The following is a 17,331-nucleotide window of genomic DNA, read 5'->3' on the forward strand; positions in this document are numbered from 1 at the left end:
TCTGGGGGCAGGGACAATTGGCTGGTGGAGTAAGGGGATTGGCGCTGCTCTCCGGCTCGCGGGGCAGAGCGGGGCAGAGCTGGGGGGCAGCGCACAGCAGGGGGTGTGCCGGGGAGCGTTCCCGGGTGGCTGATGCCCCATCAATTCGTATAACTGGCAGGGGTTTTGCCGCCGGTTTCGCATCCCCACGGCGTTGCCGTCAGGGCGCGGGGGCCGGGGCGGGGGTCCACGCCCTCCGGCACTCGTCAGCCGCGGCCGGTGAACTTCTGGCCGACGCCGAGTTGGCGCAGGTCGGTGAGGACCTTGGGGTCCTGGGCGTCGAGCCAGTCGCACAGCTGGCGGAAGGAGACCAGCCGGACGTCCTTGTGCTTCTCGTCGGCGATGTGCTTGATCGCCTCCTCGACGGCGTCCATGTAGATGCCGCCGTTCCACTGCTCGAAGTGGTTGCCGACGAACAAGGGGGCGCGGTTCGTCTCATACGCCCGCTGGAAGCCGGCGATGTAGGCGTCGGCGGCCTGCTTGCGCCAGCGCGGGTAGTTGGCCGGCGGGCCCTTGGTGGAGTTCTGCGACTGGTTGTACAGCATGTTGTAGTCCATCGAGAGGACCCCGGCGGGGAGGTTGCCGAACGGTATGGACTGGAGCGGGAAGTCCCAGATGCCCTGCTTCTTGGTGGGCCAGACCTGGAGGCCGCCGGGCGAGCTGGCGTCGTAGCGCCAGCTGCGCTTCCTCGCCGTCGGCAGCAGGTTCTCCTGGCCGAGCAGGCACGGCGTGCGGGCGCCGACGAGTTCCTTGCTGTAGTCGAACGGCAGCGGGTCGAGGTCGGTGAAGCCGGTGTTCGTCCGCCACTTGGTGACGAAGTCCATGGCCTGCTGTATCTCGGAGTCCCACTGGGCGGGGGTCCAGTGGGCGACCGAGCCGCTGCCGGTGCCGCAGAAGTGGCCGTTGAAGTGGGTGCCTATCTCATGGCCCTCCAGCCACGCCGCGCGCAGGTTCTTCAGCGTCAACTTGATGTGGTCATCGGTGAGGTAGGGGATGTCGGAGGCGCCGACGGGGTTGTTCGGCGGGTGGTACAGGCGCTTCTTGGACTCGGGCAGCAGATACAGCCCCGAGAGGAAGAAGGTCATCGAGGCGTTGTGATCGCGGGCGAGCTTGCGGAACCGGGGAAAGAGGCCGTTGCCCACCTCGCCCGCCCCGTCCCAGGAGAAGACCACGAACTGCGGCGGCTTCTGCCCCGGCGCCAGCTTCTCCGGCGCGGACGGCTGGTGGGGCTGCTTGCCGGTATGCGCGGTCGAGCCGTCGCCGATCGGCTTCGACCGGGGCTTCTGCTGCCCGGGCTTGGCCGCCACCTTGCCGGATTCCGACGAACCGGAGGGGGAGCAGCCCGCTACGGACAGAGCCGCCGCCGCTCCCACCCCGAGTCCGAGCATTCCCCGCCGACTGTAATCACGCATAACGGTCCTCATCGCATTTATTCGCCCTGAAGTGCCCCAGTGGACGCCCAGAGAGAGGGGCTGATGGATGCCGGGGTTCCGTTACGGCGGCGAAACTCAAAAAGTGGACCACGATGCCACGGAGGGTCGCTATCCGGTCACCGATGGGCGAGATCCGGCACACTGCCGGGCCTCCGCTGTGCTGCGGAGCGACCGGTGCCGATCAGCCGGATTCCCGCCCCGCCGCGGTCCGTCCCACCGTCAGGGCCAGCCTGCGCACCCTGCGCCAATCCATCGGCGGCTTGCCGCGCGGCGTGCCGGGGCGGTGGCGGGGCAGCCGTACGCGCAAGGCGCCGGGTTCGATCCAGCAGCGTACGGGGGTGGGCACGGTGAGGGCCTCGCCGTCGACACCGGCCGGGATGGCGGGTGCATCGGCGTCGATGACCACCTCGCGGGCGGTGGTCGAGGTCAGGCCGGGCCCACGTCGGCCGCGAAGCATCGCGGCCGCCTGCACCGCATTGTCGACCGTGACACCGAGCACTCCGAGGACGCCCGAGTCCAGCCGTTCCCGCCGCCCCAGACCCGCGGGATCGCCCATCCGGTAGGGGTTGTTGCTCACCAGGACAGCTTGGGGACCGTCGACGGACACGGCGTCCGTACGCACCTTCAGGTCCGGGCCGCTGTGGTGGGTCAGCAGGTCCGGCAGCATCTGGAGGATGGTCCTGGCCTTGTCGTCGCGATAGGCCGGGCTCTGCACCACACTCGCGTACGCGCCGAAGGAGGCGTTGTTGACGAAGACACGCCCCTGGCCCTCTGCCGTGGGCTGCCCGACATCTATGAAGCCCAGGTCGATGCGCAGCTCGACACCGTCGGTGAGCGCCTGAAGGCAGGCAGCGGGATCCTCGCGGTCGAGACCGAGGTCCATGGCGAAATGATTGCGGGTGCCCGCGCAGATGACGACGAACGGTACGTCGCGTGCCGCCGCCACACCCGCGACCAGCGCCTGCGTCCCGTCGCCGCCCGCGACACCGAGCAGGTCGGCGCCCTCATCGACGGCCTGCCTCGCCAGCTCGGCCACATCCTGCGGCTGCGTGGGATCCAGGACGACGACCTCGGCGCCGAGAGCCCTGGCCTGCTCCGCCAGCCGGAATCTGCCGACCTTACCGCCGCCCGAGCGCGGATTCATGAGGAGGAACGGGCGTCTCGGAGGGGCGACCGGCCGCTCCGGTGTGCGCGCCGGCTCGGTGTGCGGTGCCAGCGCTGTTCTGCCTGTGAAGACGGCGAGCGTCCACAGGGCGAGCGAGACCAGCACCACCCACAGCAGTCCGGCGACCGCGTAGAGCACCAGGACGACGACCGGTGTGGCGGTCGCCAGGATGAGCGCGAGCACCCTGATCGCCCCGGTGTGCGCGAGCACCCACCACAGCCCGGCCGCTGTGGCGGCCAGCCCGGCCGCCCCCACGCCCACCAGTGCGATGCTCCGGAGCCCGGCAAACACCAGCAGGACCAGCAGCGCCGCCGCCCCCGCCACCAGCGCCAGACGTGCGGCCCAACGCCTGTCCACCCGCATACGCCTCCCGCCGACTCCGCAGCTTTCCCCCTTCCCCTCCATTGCACGTTCGCAGGCGGCGAAGCGCATCATCTGGGGCGGGCGGACCTGCCCGAAAGCGCGCGTGGCGCTCAACGGCCGGGCGTGCGGGAGGCGACTGCTCAGGACGCAGGATGTGGAGAAGGACTTCACTACGGCGACGAAAGGATGTGTGGCGCGGATGCGGCAGATACGGCAGGTGCGGTGGCTGCGAGCGAACGGCAGGGCAGGGTTACCCGTCACAGCGCTGCTGGCGCTCTCCCTGGGTGCCGGTGGCGCGGTCGTGGCCCAGGCTCGGCCCGCGGTCGCGAGCGGGGTGCTCCCGGGACCGGTGACACCGGCGGCCCGTATGACGGAGCCCGTCACTCCCAAGACCGCGCACCTCAGAATCACCGAGGGCCAGGTCGGCGAGGTCGGGCCCGGTGGGACGATCCGCTACCCGGCCGTGACCAGTTGTCTGACGGTGACCGTCCGCCTCCAGGACGGTGGCAAAGTCGGCGCGCACGCCAGCTTGTTCCAGGTGCCGGGGGAGTACCGGTCGGATCGGATCCTCGCCGCCGTCAAGCAGCGCATCGGGGCGCGGGGAGTACGCGAGGTGGAGGTCAGGGGCGCCGTCGGTGCCTGGGATCCGAGCTACTTCACCAGGGCGATCGAGAGTTACGCAGCGGGCGAGCCGGTGCCCGTGCCTACCGGGCCCGACCCGGAGGGCCTGGCCAGGGCGGTGGCGGACGGGCTCGGGGAGCCGCGGGGAAAGGTGACGGTCGAGGACCTGCCCGACGGCGACCAAACGGTGGACTGAGCCGGGCCGGCCCTCCCGCGTGGCCGCGGCCGGGCACAGGGGTGACCCGGCCCCCGGTCACCTGCCCGGTCCGCCCTGGTCACCGGCTTGGTGACCAGGGCGACAGGCCCGCCGCGGAGGAAGCCGACAGCTCACTTCCCGGCGGGCGCCGGGGCGGCCAGTAGCCGGGCGGCCCGGACGCGGTGCAGATGCACGACGATGTCATGCGACCGCGCGAGCGCGATCCGGTACTCCGTCCCGGGCCCGGGATACGCCGTGCCGATGCACTTGGTCGTACGGGCCGTGGCCAGCCAGGTGCGTGCCGCGGGCGGGGCGGTGCGCAGGTCCAGGACGTAGTCGCGGTGGCGCACCCGGTCCAGGGTGTACTCATTGCTGCCCGGTTTCGCGGGACCCACAGCGAAGGCCCGGACCTGCCCGTCGGCTCCGGTGGCGTTGAACGAACCCCGGTCGAAGGTTATGCCGATGCTCACATAGCGGGTGCCCAACCTGTCGCGCAGAAAGCTCCCTTGCACCTTGGGGTAGTGCTTCGGGTCGTGGGTCCGCAGGGCGACATGCCCATCATGGGCCGACAGCAACGTCTTGTCCCCGGTGTGCTTCTGCCACCAGGCCACGTTGTCCGCCATGATCGCATCGCGGTAGCGCATGGCCGCCGCCGCTTGCTGCGGATCGTCGAGGTCGAAGGCGTAGCCACGGGCCGTCTGGTCGATGGCGGTGGCGTGCTGTACGGCCCAGGCGTGCGCCTCTCCACCGGCGGAACCCGCGCCGGGCTGCTGCCGCTTGAGCAGGTTCAGCGCGCGCTCGGTCCGGTGGGCTATCTCCTTCCGTTCGGCCAGCGGCCGTTTCAGATACCCGTTGATATGGGCGTCGACGGTGGTCGTCGGCCGCAGACCGCGGTAGAGCTCGGTGAAGAGCGGCAGCAGCGCCGGGTGGGACTTGGCCACATAGCCGGTCACCCGGTCATAGAGTTCCGGGCCGGCGTACCCGAAGTCATCGCCCATGAACTGGACCGGGTCGTGCGGATGCCGGCTGTTGTAACCGCGCATCCACGTCAGCAGGTTCAGGTAGTCGGTGTTGTTCCACCAGGAGTAGTTGCTCTGGAACTCCTCGCGCATGATCTGCCGAGGATCGCCCTTGCCGTGCAGCACATAGTCGTTGAGCCGTAGCCCGGTGCTCCAGCTTCCTTCCAGGGCGAAGCTGCGAAAGCCCTTTTCCTCGACGAGGTAGCGGAAGACCCGGTGCTTCATGGCGAAGAACTCATGCGAACTGTGGGTGGCCTCGCCCAGACCCACCACCCGTGCGTCCTTCACCATACGGCCGACCGGGCGCAGATCGTCCAGGCTCCCGTGGGGCTCGGTGGTGCGCAGCGGGTGCGCATCACGTTCCAGCGCGGGTACCGGCGACTGCGCCGGAGAGGGGGCCGCGGCGGCGGCCACCGCGCCGAGCGAAAGGAGCAATGCGAGGAAGGCTGACCTGTGTTGTCTCATCCCCCAAGACTTGCTGCCGGGCGGGACGGGGGCCATGCGCCCCACCCCCGAATCATGGGTGGGGTTGTCCCCACCGACCAGGCGTGCAGCGGCCCACCCGCCGCACCGGTCCGGTCAGCTCAGCTGCCCGCCGACGCATACGGTTCGTCTCCGACACGGACACGGACAGGGACACGTGCAACGATCGCGTTCATGAGCAGTGCGGGAGGTGAGCGGATCGCTGCCGGCATCCGATCGGGTGCTGACGATACGGCGCGCGGAGAGCATGGCCTACCAGGACGACCGCGACGAACTCGCCCTGCACGAGGCGACGACAGGCGAACAGATCGCGCTGTTCGACCTGGAGGAGATCGCCGTTGACCCCGACTACGACGAGTTCGACGACGCCTACGTCCTCGATTCCGGCCATGTCCTCGTCACCGGCAAGCTGAAGCCGCAGGGACGCACCCCAGGAATCTGCCACTGGCTGTTCAAGGCGGCAACGCTCCAGCCACTAGGCCGGCTGCGCTACCCGGTACCGGTCAGCGAGGACGTAACCCCCCTCGGCGACGGCGCCTGGCTCACCCGCCATGGCGGACAACTCCATCACTGGGCGCTCGGCTGACAGCGGGGTACGGGTGGGTGGCGCGGGCTTCCCTTGTCTGAACCACGGGCGGGCTGGCTGGCCACCCTGCTCACCCAGTACGGCACCCACTCCGCTCGCGGCCACGCCTCCGGCCTGGGTATCGCCAGCTGGTCGGCGCCCCCTGGGCGCTGCACGGCCGGCGGGCGGGGACCCCCGTCGGAGGAGGCTCCTCAGCAACACTGCCAGGTGAACATCGCCCGGTCGAAGCGGCATTCGGCCAGGTCTTCGGGGCGTATGAGCCAGTAGAGGGCACCGCAGTCACCCCACATCATGTCCGCGTCGTGATCCGTGTCGAACTGCGCGAGCAGCACCCACCGGAGGGCCTCCTCCTTGATACGGGGGTCATTCCACGGCGGGTTCCCCAGCGCGCCGTGGGCGACCTCGGTCTCCACCTCGCCCTGCACCGGGTGCGCATGGCCACCGATGCGGTGCTCCGTGCCCTCGAAGTGCTCCCCCAGGGCCTCCTGGAAGTCCTCGTCCCACACCGGATGGTCATCGGGCATCGGCGCGAACTCCCGGTAGACGACCGGGTGCCAGAGGTGTGGTGCCGTCGTCTCCACGCGTGCGGTCAGCGGTACCTCGGGGTACGGCTGAATGCCCTCCGGCGCCGTCCGCTCGGCAACGGGAACACCCGCAGGTATGTACAGCACGCGCGCTCCCGCCCAACTGTCGGGCTCATCGGGAGCGACCACGGCACAGCCGTCGTCCAGTTGCCCGTCGAAGTAGAAGAAGGCCAGCGTGCCGTCCGTCGGCATGGCGATGTCGAGGGCGCCCGAGGGCAGCACGGCACAGTCGAGTGAAGCAACAAAGGCAAGCGGCCCGTGCCCCTCCCACACAGGCCACTCCTCGCCCTCCGGCAGCCCCGGCAATCCACCGAGCCGGCCGACGACTGAGCCCGCCCCCTCCGCCTTCTCCAGGCGCAGCCCGGGCCGCAGCAGCCCGATCCACCGCTCGGCGATCTCCTGGGGCAAGTACTCGCGCGCGAGCGCGTGCAGTGCATCGACAGTGCTCTGTGTCATGCGAACCATGATGCCGGGAGCCACTGACAACGGGCTGTCCCGTTCCTGCCCAGCCGGGCATGGACGAACAGCCATCGACGCGCGCGCTCGTCGAACCGCCCGCCACCGGCCCCGGCGCGCTGTCGACAGCGCTGCTGGTCACAGCCTTGAGCAGAGTGACTGTGACCAGCCGTTCCCGACAGAGGCTAGGCGTCATCCGCGCCCTCGTCAGGCACCCAGCGCAGTACATCGCCCGGCTGGCAGTCGAGGGTGCGGCAGATCGCGTCGAGCGTGGTGAAACGCACGGCCTTCGCGCGGCCGTTCTTCAGTACGGCGATGTTGGCGGGGGTGATGCCGACGGCATCGGCGAACTCGCCCACAGACAGGCCGCGTTTGGCGAGTTGGAGGTCGAGATCGACGATGATCGCCATCAGACCACCTCGGCGATCTCGGTCTGTAGCTCCGTCGCCTTGTGCAAGAGGCTGCGCATGATGACGATGAGCATCGCGAACGCTGCCCCCACGCCCACACTCGCGGTCGCTGCGGCCAGTGCGCCGAGGACCTCCATGCCGTCGCTGGGGGAGGGGATGTCTGTGAGGGCCAGGTGTCCGGTGACACCGATCGCCAGCAGTGTCGCGACGAGCGAGCAGCCGATGATGGTGTCGACCCATCGGAAGGCCCGCGGAGTGAAGATCGCGTCGCGTTCGACCATGGTGAGCAGCATCCACACGGCGACGAGCGCGACTTGGACGCAGGCGATACCGGCGATCGCCACCGTCACGTAGGGCGCGGCGAACGGGGCGTAGGGAGGGAAGCGGTCGACCTCATCGGCTGCCGTCGTCGGGAGGACCACGAGCTGGCCGAAGAGGCCGAGCAAGATCACTGCGGCGATGCCGGCCCGGAGCGCGGCGATGTAGAAGCGATGCATGTATCGATTATCGATTGGTTTCGATCGAAAATCAATCGATGGCGCCCCCGGGGTGCGTGCTGTGCTCCCTCCCCGCCGGATGCTGCTCATTGCGTCTGCGCGCAAGAGGTGGCACCTGCGCCGGGCTCGGGCGGAAGGAACTTGGCTGCCTTGGCGGCGAGTTGCTGGTGGAGGTAGGGCGCGGCGTCGTCGGGGCGCATGCGGGCGAGAGCGACCAGGCCGGTGATGATGACGTCGGCGACCTCGGCGTGCACGTCCTGCCAGGTGTGGCTGTCGCCCTTGCGGGGGTTGGTGCCGCGGACGCCGATGACGGCCTGGGAGGCTTCGCCGGTCTCCTCGGCGATTTTCAGCACCTGGAGGGTCCACTGCTGGGCGGCGTCCAGACCGCGTTCGCCGTCATGGGCGTTGAAGCGTCGGGCCAGGCGGGCGACGGTGTCCCAGGTGTCGCTGTGCATGGTGGTGTCTCCTTTGGCGGGCGGGGGTCAGTGGGAGGGGTGTTGAGGGTGCGGGCTGTGGTGGGGAGCGTCGGCGGGGTGGATGGTGCGCGCAGGGCGGAGCCGTTTTGCGGTGGCGTCGGTCAGGTCCAGCCCCACTCGGTGTAGAGGCGTCCCGCCCGGATGCCGTCGATCGCGGCGCGGGCGTACGGCACGAGTGGCTCGGGGAGTGCCTCCGATCGGCACCAGCTCCAGCTGACGCACCTGTCGGGTTCGAGGACCTCGGGTGTTCCCGTCCAGTGCCGGGCGCGGAAGACCAGTTGCATGCGCGGCGGTGTGCCGGGCGTATCGACGAGATGGACGGCGTGCACATACGCGACGTCGCCGGGGTCGATCAGCAGGCCGGCCTCCTCGCGGGCTTCGCGGACGAGGCAGGCGACGGCGGATTCCTGTTCGCAGTGGCCGGCCAGGAAGTGCCAGGTCCTCCCTGCGTAGGCGCAGTCGGGGTGGCGCAGCCCGAGCAGGATCTCGCCGTGGGCGTTCTCCAGGTAGAGATGGACGCCGATGGTGTGGGGGACGGGCCGTCCGCTTGTGGCCGCTGCCGACGGGGAGCGTGGGTACGGAGGCCGAACGGCGGCGGTGGTGGTGGTGTCAGCGTCGGCGAACGTCATCGACGGACCGGGGTCGTCGTGGCCGGCGTCGGGCGACTCGGCGTGGCGGCGGACCAGCTCGCGGGTCGATGGCGGCGGGGCCGGGTCGGTCTGTGACGTCTGGTCGTTCACGGGTGCGCTGTCCTCGGTTCGGGGTCGGAGGCCGTGGACACGGCCTGGTAGGCGGCTGCCTGGAGGGTGAACATCTGGGCGTAGTCGCCGCCGAGGGCCATGAGTTGCTGGTGCGAGCCGGCTTCCGTGATCCGGCCGCCGTCGAAGACGAAGATCCGGTCGCACTCCACGACGCTCGCCAGCCGGTGCGAGATCAGCACGGTGATCTGATCCGCCCGGTTCTTGTTCCGCAACACCGCCTGATATACCGCGTGTTCGGCCTTGGGGTCCATGCTCGCGGTCGGTTCGTCGAGCAGGAGCACGGGAGCGTTCTTGTACAGCCCCCGCGCGACGGCGATCTTGGCCCATTGGCCGGCCGACAGCTCCTGGCCGCCCCGGAACCGTTTGGACAGCACCGCCTGCCAGGTACCCGGCAGACCGGCGATGACCTGCTCGGCGCCGGAGGCCCGTGCGGCGTCCCAGGCCCGTTGCGGATCGGCCTCCGTCAGCGTGCCGCGTGAGACCGTGAGGTTCGCCAGCGCGCTGAAGGGAAAGTGCACCGGGTCCTGCAACACGGTGGCGACGCGCGCCTGTAGCGACTCGGAGTCCATGTCCCGCACATCCACCCCGTCCCAGCGCACCGCACCTTCGTCCGCCTCGTACAGTCCGGCGATCAGTCGTGAACAGGTGCTCTTTCCCGAGCCGTTGACGCCCACGAAGGCGACGGTCTCCCCGGCGCGCAGCGTCATCGAGATGCTGCTCAGCGCGGGAGTCTCCTTGCCGGGGTAGGTGAAGCTGACGTCGTCGAGCGTGAGGGTGGCGACGGTCGCGGGCGCGGTCACCGCACGCCGACGGGGCTGTAGCCCACGGCAGCGTTCCTGGAACGCCAGGAGGTCATCGACCCACATGGCGTGCTCATAGACCAGATGCGCCACATCAACGAAACGCGTCAACGCGGTCTGTCCGGTCTGGATCGCCAGCACCGCGCCGGCGCCGGCCGCCAGGGGAAGCCACCCGGCGATCAGCATGGCTCCCAGCGCGACATACGTGACGCCGGTTCCGACGCCTCCCACGGCCCGGCCGGCCAGTGTCAGCAGCGCGGAACTCACTCCGAGGTGGGTGTCCTCCTCGGCGATCCGGGCGGTAAGCCGGCGGTGCTCGTCCAGGATGGCGTTCTGGGCGGTGTCGGAGCGCAGTTCGGCGGCGGCGTCCCGCTCCAGCAGCAGCCAGGAGAAGACCCGCACCCGGCGCTGGAGCGCGTTCCACCGCTTGAAGCTGTGGAACCGGGCCCGTGCCGTGCGGACGGCCGCGGCGCCCACGGGCAGGACGGACAGCAGGAGCAGGGGGAGGAGAGCGGGGTGCAGAGAGGTCAGGACGCCGGCCGTCCCGATGAGCCCGAGGAGGGTGGAGGCCAGCGAGACGACCTGGCCGACGATTTGCCGGGCGTAGAACAGGCCGCGGTCGGAGGCGCGGTAGGCGTCGTCGTGCCAGTCGGCGTCATCGACGACCTCCAGCCGGACGTGCGCGGTCAGCCGTAGGAAGTCGCACTCCAGCGCGGTGCGGATCTTCGGTGTCACCCGCGCCTGCGCGACGGCGACCCCGGCCTCCAGAAGCGCCCGTGCGGACAGGAAACCCACCACGAGCAAGATCTGCGGCACCGCGTTGCGGACCTTGTCCGGCGTCGGCCCGTGACCGAACAGCTCGCGCAGCACACCCACCGAGGCCACCAAGCCGAAGGCCGCCATCGCCGCGGAGACCAGCTGTAGCACCACGACGGCCAGCGTGGCCGAGCGGTCGGCCTGCCACGCCAGCCGGCCGATCTGCCGGACGATGCGCGGCAGCCGCACCAGGACTTCGCGGACCGTCGACTTGGCCGCGGCGCCGTCGTAGACCGACCAGTACGCCTCTTCCAACTCATCGGCCATATCTCCGTCTCCCGGCCCCGTGGGCACCGCCGTCGGTGGCAGCCCCAGTGGTGCACGGCGGGGGCCCGGCACGCCGGCTCGCTCATTCGGTGACGGGGACGCGGCCCCTTGCGCCGCGCTCATGCCGACCACCTCGTGGCCATACGGGACGAGCGCTCAACGAGCCATGCGGCAGCGTCAAGCACGCGCCTGCGGCGGAGGGCCGGTAAGAGCCCAGGCTGCCGCCGTTCGAACCCGGCGGGGCCATGCACGAGGACGGGCACAGGATCCATGACGTCTCCAGGAGGGCGAGTCGTGGGCACAGGTGCTCTAAAGAACGGTCGATTTGGCTCCCCGTAACGGGTGATGAGGGGGCAGATCGTGGATGCATGTTCTATTGGGTGGTGGAGGCCGGTCGTGGCCCTGATGGCGGGGCCAGGTAGCGACTCGAACGGTGGGTGCCACCCGTTCGTGGGATTGCGTCGGCCTGGCGGCCGGTCGGCCCGGGGTGGGTTTCGGCATGCGGCATGCGGCATGCGGCCGGGGGCGGTGGCGCCGATGTGCCCCGGGTATGCCGGCGGGCGCGGAAAATGCATCAGGTGACGGCGGCCGCCGGAGGCGGGGGCGCGTGCAAGCCGTCAAGCTGGTGGAGCGTCAACTGCGCGCCGCTCACTCGGAATACGGCTGTATGACGCCGCATCGCGCGGCGAGGGTATCGTCGGCTTCTCCCTGCCATCGCGGCGCGCTTTCCGAAGCATTGTTACGTTCTCATCATGTGGCGACAGAAAAACCATGACATGGGGTTCCAAGCATGACCTCATGACCACGCAAACCCCCCTCCGTGGCCCATATCCCCCCACCTCTGCGCTCCGCGTTCCCCTCGCGTCGTTAACCGACGTCTGCGTCCTGGTGCTTACCTCCCTGTGCGGCGGCGGCAATGGCGGGGTGAACGGCACAAGTTCCGTCTTCATTTCCCACGCTCCGCGCTCCGCCCGGTCCAAGGACCAGGTGGCCCCAGACAAGGGCGACTTGGGTGCACCGCGCGATGAACTCCACCGCAAGCGGCGGTTAACAGCGACGGATGAACGACGGATCAGATCCCTACCCATGGTGAACAAGGGCCGACGAAAGGCCGATACGTGAACACGCTGTGCCTGCGCCGTCTAGAGATCTTCGTTGCGGTGGTGGAGTGCGGGGGATTTTCCGCTGCCGCACGGAAGCTGTACATGAGTCAGCCGTCGGTCTCCAACCAGGTGCGGCGCTTGGAAGCCTCTCTCCAAACTACCCTCATCGACCGGTCGGGGGCACGCATCCGGCTGACCGCCAAGGGCGAGACCTTTATGTCGTATGCCCAACGCCTCATGCCCCTGGCCGAAGAAGCGCTGACCGCCGTGCGGATGACGGTGCCTTCCTCTGAGCCTCGGCTGCGAGTGGCCACCACCAACGATGCGGCCTCCTTTCTGGTTCCGGCCGTACTCGCCCGTCTCACCGCCCGGATTCCCGGACAGCGGTGGGACATCCACACGGGCGGAATGGAGCAGGTGACGCAGCAGCTCATCGACGGGGTGGTCGGCATGGCACTGCTCGATGGCGAGCCGAATGCACCGGGACTTGTCATCGAGCCCATTCTGTCCGAACGACTCGTCCTCGTTGTGGGCAGCGGACATCCGCTGGCTGACCGTCAGGCCACGGCGGAGGACCTGACAACGGAGCGGTTGCTGCTGCGGGAAAGCGGCTCCGTAACGCGTCACCTACAGAACGCCGCCCTGCGACGCTGGAACATTCAGCCTGTCGACAAGGGGGAGGCGTGGGGGAACGAAGCGCTCAAGCTCGCGGTGTCCGCCGGGCTGGGAGCAACTCTCATGTCCTGGCACTGCGTGGCGCAAGAAGTGGGTGATGGACGACTTGCGCTGGTCGACCTCATCCCCCCGCCCCCTAGCCACCCGATCGTGATGGCGCACCTCCTGGGCCGGAAATTCTCCGGCGTGGAAGAGGCTTTCGCGCAGCTTCTCTTCGACCTCAAGGAATAGCTGACTCTCTGTCCCGCCGAGAGGTCTGATGGGGAAGCGCAATATGCGGCACCACGTGGCGAGGGGGCGGGCGAATGCCGTCGGATGGCCCATGGCTCATGGCTTTGGCTATGAGCTCATAGCCAAAACAGGGGTTCTCGGGCAGGGGACCGGCTGCCAACAATTGGACCTGTCACACCATCACTGATGACGCGAACACGATGGGCGTCCGGAACCGGGTTGTGCAGCGGACGGTGTCGCCCCCGTGAATTTCCCGAAAGGATCGAGTCGTATGAAGAGGCGTAGCAAGGTCCTGCTCGGCCTGGCCACAGTAGCTGGTGCTTGTCTCCCGCTGGGGGCGTTCGCCACCACTGCGTCTGCGGCGGAGGGCACTCATATCCAGATCAAGCAGAACGCCGCGATAGCCGCCACCACCTGCTACACGTTCGTGGGTGCGGAGGACAAGAACTACTGCCACATCTCCCGCCCGATGGGCGATTCCGTCACGGTGGGGGTCCCGGCGAACACCACCCAAGTGGTGATCGATCTCAAGAACTTCCCCTGGGAATCCCCCTCGGACAGCATCGCCGTGGACCCCAGCAAGAACCGCTGTGTCGAGGTGAGCGGGACGGCCTACAACTCGAAGCTCCTGGAAGTCGGTTGCTGATGCCGGCTGGTGTCGGTACCTCACACATCCCTTGAGCCGTAAGGCTCCCGTCACCGAGAAAGCGAGAAAGTCCCATGACCTTCCGTTACCGGGCAGGAATCGCCGCCGCTGCGTCCGTGATGGCACTCGCCGTGGCTGCGCCGACGGCGTCCGCGGCGCCGTCCCTGCAAGAGATCAACGGCCACACCGACAACTGGCTGAACGAGGGAAGCGCGACCGTCAAGTACGACAACGGCACCACGCTGACCCGACAGGCCGACGTTCTGGAAGCGCTCCAGCAGTGCAGCAACCTCTCCGTTTCGTGTGCCTCCACGACGACTCAGGACGCCGGCCAGGTCACCAAATGGTATGACGCGGAGAACCAGGACCTGGGAACCGGACCGATCGACAACTGTAAGTCGAACGGAAATGACATCACCCAGACGATCACCGCACTCCACACCTTCTCCTGGGGGTGGAACATCGGCGCCAGTGTCGACGTCACCCTGGTCAAGGACCGCCTGGGAATTGGTGCCGAGGCGGGATTCACCCAGTCCCACACCGAAACCAGCTCGGGTGCTGTGGGCATCGCTGTGAAGCCCGGCCAAAAGGGAATGCTCAAGATGGGTTACGACATGGACCGCAAGGTCACCAACGTGTCGATCCAGGGCGGAAAGTTTGGCGGCGCACAGATCACCGGCCTGCGTACCGAAACTCCCCTCCCGGGAGGGAAGCGGGTAGGCCAGGACATTGTCACGTGCGACCAGAAGCTGTTGAACGGTCGCTGAGTTTTCTCCCTCTCAGAAAGGTAATCCCTGTGTCAAAGTCAAAGCGATCCATGGCCTACGGTGTCGCCACGCTGCTGCTCGCCCTCGGCGGCACGGCCGTAACGGCGTCTCCTGCCGCTGCCCAGGACTCGGGCCACATCGGGTTCTCCAACAAGGGCTGGTTCCTCGCCAAGACCTGCTACAAGTGGCAGGGTTCGGCGACTCCGGACAGCTGCGACGACAACAAGGCCATCGGCACGGACTGGGGCGTGGACATTCCCGCCGATGCCACCGGCGTCGAGGTCACGGTGCTCGTTCACGGTCAGCAGATCGGCGATCTCGAAGCACCGCAGATCACCGATTTGAAGCGCAACCACTGCTACGAGCTCAGCGGTTACACGTGGGGCCCGTCCATCACCGAGAAGAACTGCTGACCCTCCTCGGCGACGAGGAAGGGACAAGGAAAGGAATTCCAGCGTGCGCGCTGTCAAGAAGTCGATGACATTTGCTGCCATGGCATGCCTGACCCTCATGGGAACGGTCGCCGCGGCACCCACCGCCTCCGCCAGCTCCGGCAACTACATCCAGTTCTCGAACAATTCGGGCTTCCTGGTCGACACCTGCTACCAGTGGAAGGGCCCGGACGGCATCGAGAGCAAGAACTACTGCCACACGTCCAAGCCGGTCGGACAGACGTGGAAGGCGTACTTCCCCGAAGAGGCAACGGGAGCCACGGCCACCGTGACCTTCGCCATGGGCAACGGGGGCGCCAAGGAGTACCTGTACGACCTCAGCTCCGACAAGAACCACTGCTACCAGACCACCGGCCTCTGGCCGAACGGCGGTGAGGTTCTCGGCACCAACTGCTGAGCACCGAGCCCGGGGCCTGCCGACACCCTGTCGGCAGGCCCCCTTCGCTACCGGAGATCTGGGCTTGCAGCTGCTCGTGCGCCCTTGTTAACGTCACACGCGACATCTCACCGTAGGGTTCCGCCCTCGCCATTCAGCCTCCTTGTGTCCGGTGACACCAGGAAGGTGGGAGTCACACCAGATTCTGACAAGGGTGTGCGGCGATGGCTGCGCTTCGGCGAGCAAAAACGGCTCTGGAAGCTGTTGATCTGATCAAGACCTACTCGGCCGGCAGGAACAAACCCCCGGTCACCGCGTTGCAGGGACTGAGTTTCGCTGCCGCGAAGGGGACCGTTTTCGGGCTGCTCGGCCCGAACGGGGCAGGCAAATCCACCACGGTGAAGATTCTCTCCACGCTCTCGGCTGCTGACTCGGGATCAGCGCGCGTCGCAGGTATCGACGTTGCGGCGAAGCCGGATCAGGTGCGCCAGGCGATCGGGTTCGTGGCGCAGAAGCCAGGGACGGATCCGATGGCGACCGCGACCGAAAATCTGCTGCTCGCGGGCCGTCTCCACGGGATGTCCCGCGTGGACGCCAAGGCGCGGGCCCGTGAGCTCATCGACAGGTTCGGCCTGACCGAGGCCACGAACCGGCGGGTCAGCACGTACTCCGGTGGCATGGCGCGCAAGCTGGATGTCGCACTGGGGCTGATGCACCGCCCGCAGGTGCTCTTCCTCGATGAACCGACCACGGGGCTCGATCCCCAGGCCCGCAGTGAGATGTGGCACGAGATCGCCAGGATGGCCGATGACGAGCAGATGACGGTCCTGCTCACCACGCACTACCTCGACGAGGCCGACCACCTCGCCGATCGGCTCGCGATCGTCGACCACGGCAGGGTGGTGGCGGCGGGCACCCCGGAGGAACTCAAGAGTGCGCTGCGCGGTGACGCGGTGCAGGTCGAGCTGGCCGAGGGCGACAGCCAGGCACGAGCGGTGCTGGAACGGGTGCCTGAGCTACGTGAGATCACCGTGGACGGGTGCACGGTCCGGGGCCGGACCGATGACGGTGCGCGGGCGTTGCCGCCCGTGCTGGCCGCACTCGAAAAGGCAGGGATCGGCGTGACGTCCGCGACGCTGTCCCGCCCTTCGCTCGATGACGTCTACCTCCGGCACACCGGACGGAGCCTTGCGGCCGCGGGAGACGAGGACCGCAAGGCTCTGGAGGCGGCGAAGTGAGCACAGTGCAGAGGGAGTTCGCCGGTACACGACCGCTGACCGTGATCACACACTCCGCCCTCCTCACCGGCCGTCTGCTGCGCACCCTGCGGCGGATGCCCACCTTTCTCGTCGTCGGGCTCGTGCAGCCGGTGATCTGGCTGCTGTTGTTCGGGCAGCTCTTCCGCTCGGTCGTGAATCTGCCCGGATTCACGCTCGGCAGCGGCGGTTTTCTCCAGTTCCTGACGCCAGGCGTGGTGATGATGACCGCGCTGTTCGCGAGCGCGTGGGCAGGGACGACCTATTTGCAGGACATCGACCGCGGTGTGATGGACCGGCTGCTGACCTCTCCTGCCGGCCGGGGCGCCATGATGTGCGCGACCATGGCCTACCAGGCGATCCAGACAGTCATCCAGAGTCTGGTCATCGTGGTCATCGCGCTGATCGCCGGCGCCCGCTTCCCGGGTGGTGTCGTCGGCATCGGTGTCACGGTCCTGGCCGCGGTGCTGCTGGCGCTGATCTTTTCGGCGCTGTCCAACGCCGTTGCGCTGCTGACCCGTCAGCAGGCCACGCTGATCGCGATCTCCCAGTTCACCACGCTGCCGCTGATGTTCCTGAGCTCTGCGGTGATGGACCTGCGGGTGGCTCCGAGCTGGGTGGGGCGGGTCGCCGCGTACAACCCCGTGGAATGGGCGGTCGTGGCGGCGCGGCGGGCGATGCTCGTACCCGCCGACTGGAGCACGGTCTGGGCGCGACTGGGACTGCTCGCGGTGGCGGCCCTTGTCATGGGCTTCCTGGCCACCCGGGCATTCCGCGCCTATCGGAAGTCGGCGTAGGAGCGGCGGGCCGGCCCTCTAGGGACCCGGACTCCTGACTCCGGCCCCAGCTGCCT

18 protein-coding genes are annotated in these 17,331 nt (G+C 68.3%); 9 read left to right on the forward strand and 9 right to left on the reverse strand.

Annotation, left to right across the window (positions count from 1 at the left end; translation table 11 throughout):
- Positions 1 to 245: 245 nt before the first annotated feature.
- A complete protein-coding gene (locus TU31_RS11525; protein ID WP_042153011.1) occupies positions 246 to 1,451 on the reverse strand; it encodes a polysaccharide deacetylase family protein in 1,206 nt (401 codons plus the stop codon).
- Positions 1,452 to 1,653: 202 nt separating this feature from the next.
- A complete protein-coding gene (locus TU31_RS11530; protein WP_042153013.1) occupies positions 1,654 to 3,000 on the reverse strand; it encodes a diacylglycerol/lipid kinase family protein in 1,347 nt (448 codons plus the stop codon).
- Positions 3,001 to 3,199: 199 nt separating this feature from the next.
- On the opposite strand from TU31_RS11530, the gene TU31_RS11535 reads away from it, so the two are divergent.
- The gene (locus TU31_RS11535) at positions 3,200 to 3,817 is read left to right on the forward strand and encodes a hypothetical protein (protein WP_042153015.1); all 618 of its coding nucleotides are present in this window, start codon (positions 3,200 to 3,202) and stop codon (positions 3,815 to 3,817) included.
- 131 nt (positions 3,818 to 3,948) lie between these two features.
- Here TU31_RS11535 and TU31_RS11540 read toward each other — a convergent pair whose 3' ends face one another.
- The gene (locus TU31_RS11540; RefSeq protein ID WP_042153808.1) at positions 3,949 to 5,301 is read right to left on the reverse strand and encodes an erythromycin esterase family protein; all 1,353 of its coding nucleotides are present in this window, start codon (positions 5,299 to 5,301) and stop codon (positions 3,949 to 3,951) included.
- Positions 5,302 to 5,566: 265 nt separating this feature from the next.
- Between TU31_RS11540 and TU31_RS11545 the strand changes: the two genes are divergently transcribed.
- Positions 5,567 to 5,905, forward strand: coding sequence for a hypothetical protein (locus tag TU31_RS11545; protein ID WP_219819192.1), 339 nt, complete (start codon positions 5,567 to 5,569; stop codon positions 5,903 to 5,905).
- A gap of 191 nt (positions 5,906 to 6,096) precedes the next feature.
- On the opposite strand, the gene TU31_RS11550 is transcribed toward TU31_RS11545, so the two are convergent.
- The 6 genes from TU31_RS11550 to TU31_RS11575 all read right to left on the reverse strand — a co-directional run bounded on the left by TU31_RS11550 (position 6,097) and on the right by TU31_RS11575 (position 10,972).
- Positions 6,097 to 6,945: a YwqG family protein gene (locus tag TU31_RS11550; RefSeq protein ID WP_078885753.1), complete on the reverse strand. Its 849-nt coding sequence runs from the start codon at positions 6,943 to 6,945 to the stop codon at positions 6,097 to 6,099.
- 185 nt (positions 6,946 to 7,130) lie between these two features.
- Entirely contained in the window at positions 7,131 to 7,355 is a 225-nt protein-coding gene (locus TU31_RS11555) for a helix-turn-helix domain-containing protein (protein WP_042153021.1), read from the reverse strand.
- Complete coding sequence (locus TU31_RS11560; RefSeq protein ID WP_042153023.1) at positions 7,355 to 7,852, reverse strand: DUF2975 domain-containing protein; 498 nt, start codon at positions 7,850 to 7,852, stop codon at positions 7,355 to 7,357. Before TU31_RS11560 ends, TU31_RS11555 begins: the two co-directional genes overlap by 1 nt.
- An 86-nt stretch (positions 7,853 to 7,938) precedes the next feature.
- Positions 7,939 to 8,307, reverse strand: a complete 369-nt coding sequence (locus TU31_RS11565) for a MazG-like family protein (RefSeq protein WP_042153025.1) — start codon at positions 8,305 to 8,307, stop codon at positions 7,939 to 7,941.
- A 122-nt stretch (positions 8,308 to 8,429) separates the two neighbouring features.
- Positions 8,430 to 9,068 carry an NUDIX hydrolase gene (locus TU31_RS11570; protein WP_245698496.1) on the reverse strand — a complete coding sequence of 213 codons (639 nt, stop codon included), beginning with the start codon at positions 9,066 to 9,068 and terminating at the stop codon, positions 8,430 to 8,432.
- Positions 9,065 to 10,972, reverse strand: coding sequence for an ABC transporter ATP-binding protein (locus TU31_RS11575; RefSeq protein WP_245698497.1), 1,908 nt, complete (start codon positions 10,970 to 10,972; stop codon positions 9,065 to 9,067). The genes TU31_RS11570 and TU31_RS11575 overlap by 4 nt, the downstream gene beginning before the upstream one ends.
- Before the next feature lie 1,118 nt (positions 10,973 to 12,090).
- Between TU31_RS11575 and TU31_RS11580 the strand changes: the two genes are divergently transcribed.
- The 7 genes from TU31_RS11580 to TU31_RS11610 all read left to right on the forward strand — a co-directional run bounded on the left by TU31_RS11580 (position 12,091) and on the right by TU31_RS11610 (position 17,275).
- The gene (locus TU31_RS11580; protein WP_052718895.1) at positions 12,091 to 12,981 is read left to right on the forward strand and encodes a LysR family transcriptional regulator; all 891 of its coding nucleotides are present in this window, start codon (positions 12,091 to 12,093) and stop codon (positions 12,979 to 12,981) included.
- A 271-nt stretch (positions 12,982 to 13,252) separates the two neighbouring features.
- A complete protein-coding gene (locus TU31_RS11585) occupies positions 13,253 to 13,627 on the forward strand; it encodes a hypothetical protein (protein ID WP_042153029.1) in 375 nt (124 codons plus the stop codon).
- 74 nt (positions 13,628 to 13,701) lie between these two features.
- The gene (locus tag TU31_RS11590; protein ID WP_045867307.1) at positions 13,702 to 14,394 is read left to right on the forward strand and encodes a hypothetical protein; all 693 of its coding nucleotides are present in this window, start codon (positions 13,702 to 13,704) and stop codon (positions 14,392 to 14,394) included.
- Between the two features lie 29 nt (positions 14,395 to 14,423).
- Positions 14,424 to 14,807, forward strand: coding sequence for a hypothetical protein (locus TU31_RS11595; protein ID WP_158894372.1), 384 nt, complete (start codon positions 14,424 to 14,426; stop codon positions 14,805 to 14,807).
- A 43-nt stretch (positions 14,808 to 14,850) separates the two neighbouring features.
- Positions 14,851 to 15,243: a hypothetical protein gene (locus TU31_RS11600; RefSeq protein WP_158894376.1), complete on the forward strand. Its 393-nt coding sequence runs from the start codon at positions 14,851 to 14,853 to the stop codon at positions 15,241 to 15,243.
- A gap of 203 nt (positions 15,244 to 15,446) precedes the next feature.
- Complete coding sequence (locus tag TU31_RS11605) at positions 15,447 to 16,460, forward strand: daunorubicin resistance protein DrrA family ABC transporter ATP-binding protein (RefSeq protein ID WP_042153040.1); 1,014 nt, start codon at positions 15,447 to 15,449, stop codon at positions 16,458 to 16,460.
- Positions 16,457 to 17,275: an ABC transporter permease gene (locus tag TU31_RS11610; protein WP_042153043.1), complete on the forward strand. Its 819-nt coding sequence runs from the start codon at positions 16,457 to 16,459 to the stop codon at positions 17,273 to 17,275. The genes TU31_RS11605 and TU31_RS11610 overlap by 4 nt, the downstream gene beginning before the upstream one ends.
- The last annotated feature ends 56 nt before the right edge of the window (positions 17,276 to 17,331 follow it).

The sequence above is a fragment of the Streptomyces lydicamycinicus genome (assembly GCF_000829715.2).
GTDB lineage: Bacteria > Actinomycetota > Actinomycetes > Streptomycetales > Streptomycetaceae > Streptomyces > Streptomyces lydicamycinicus.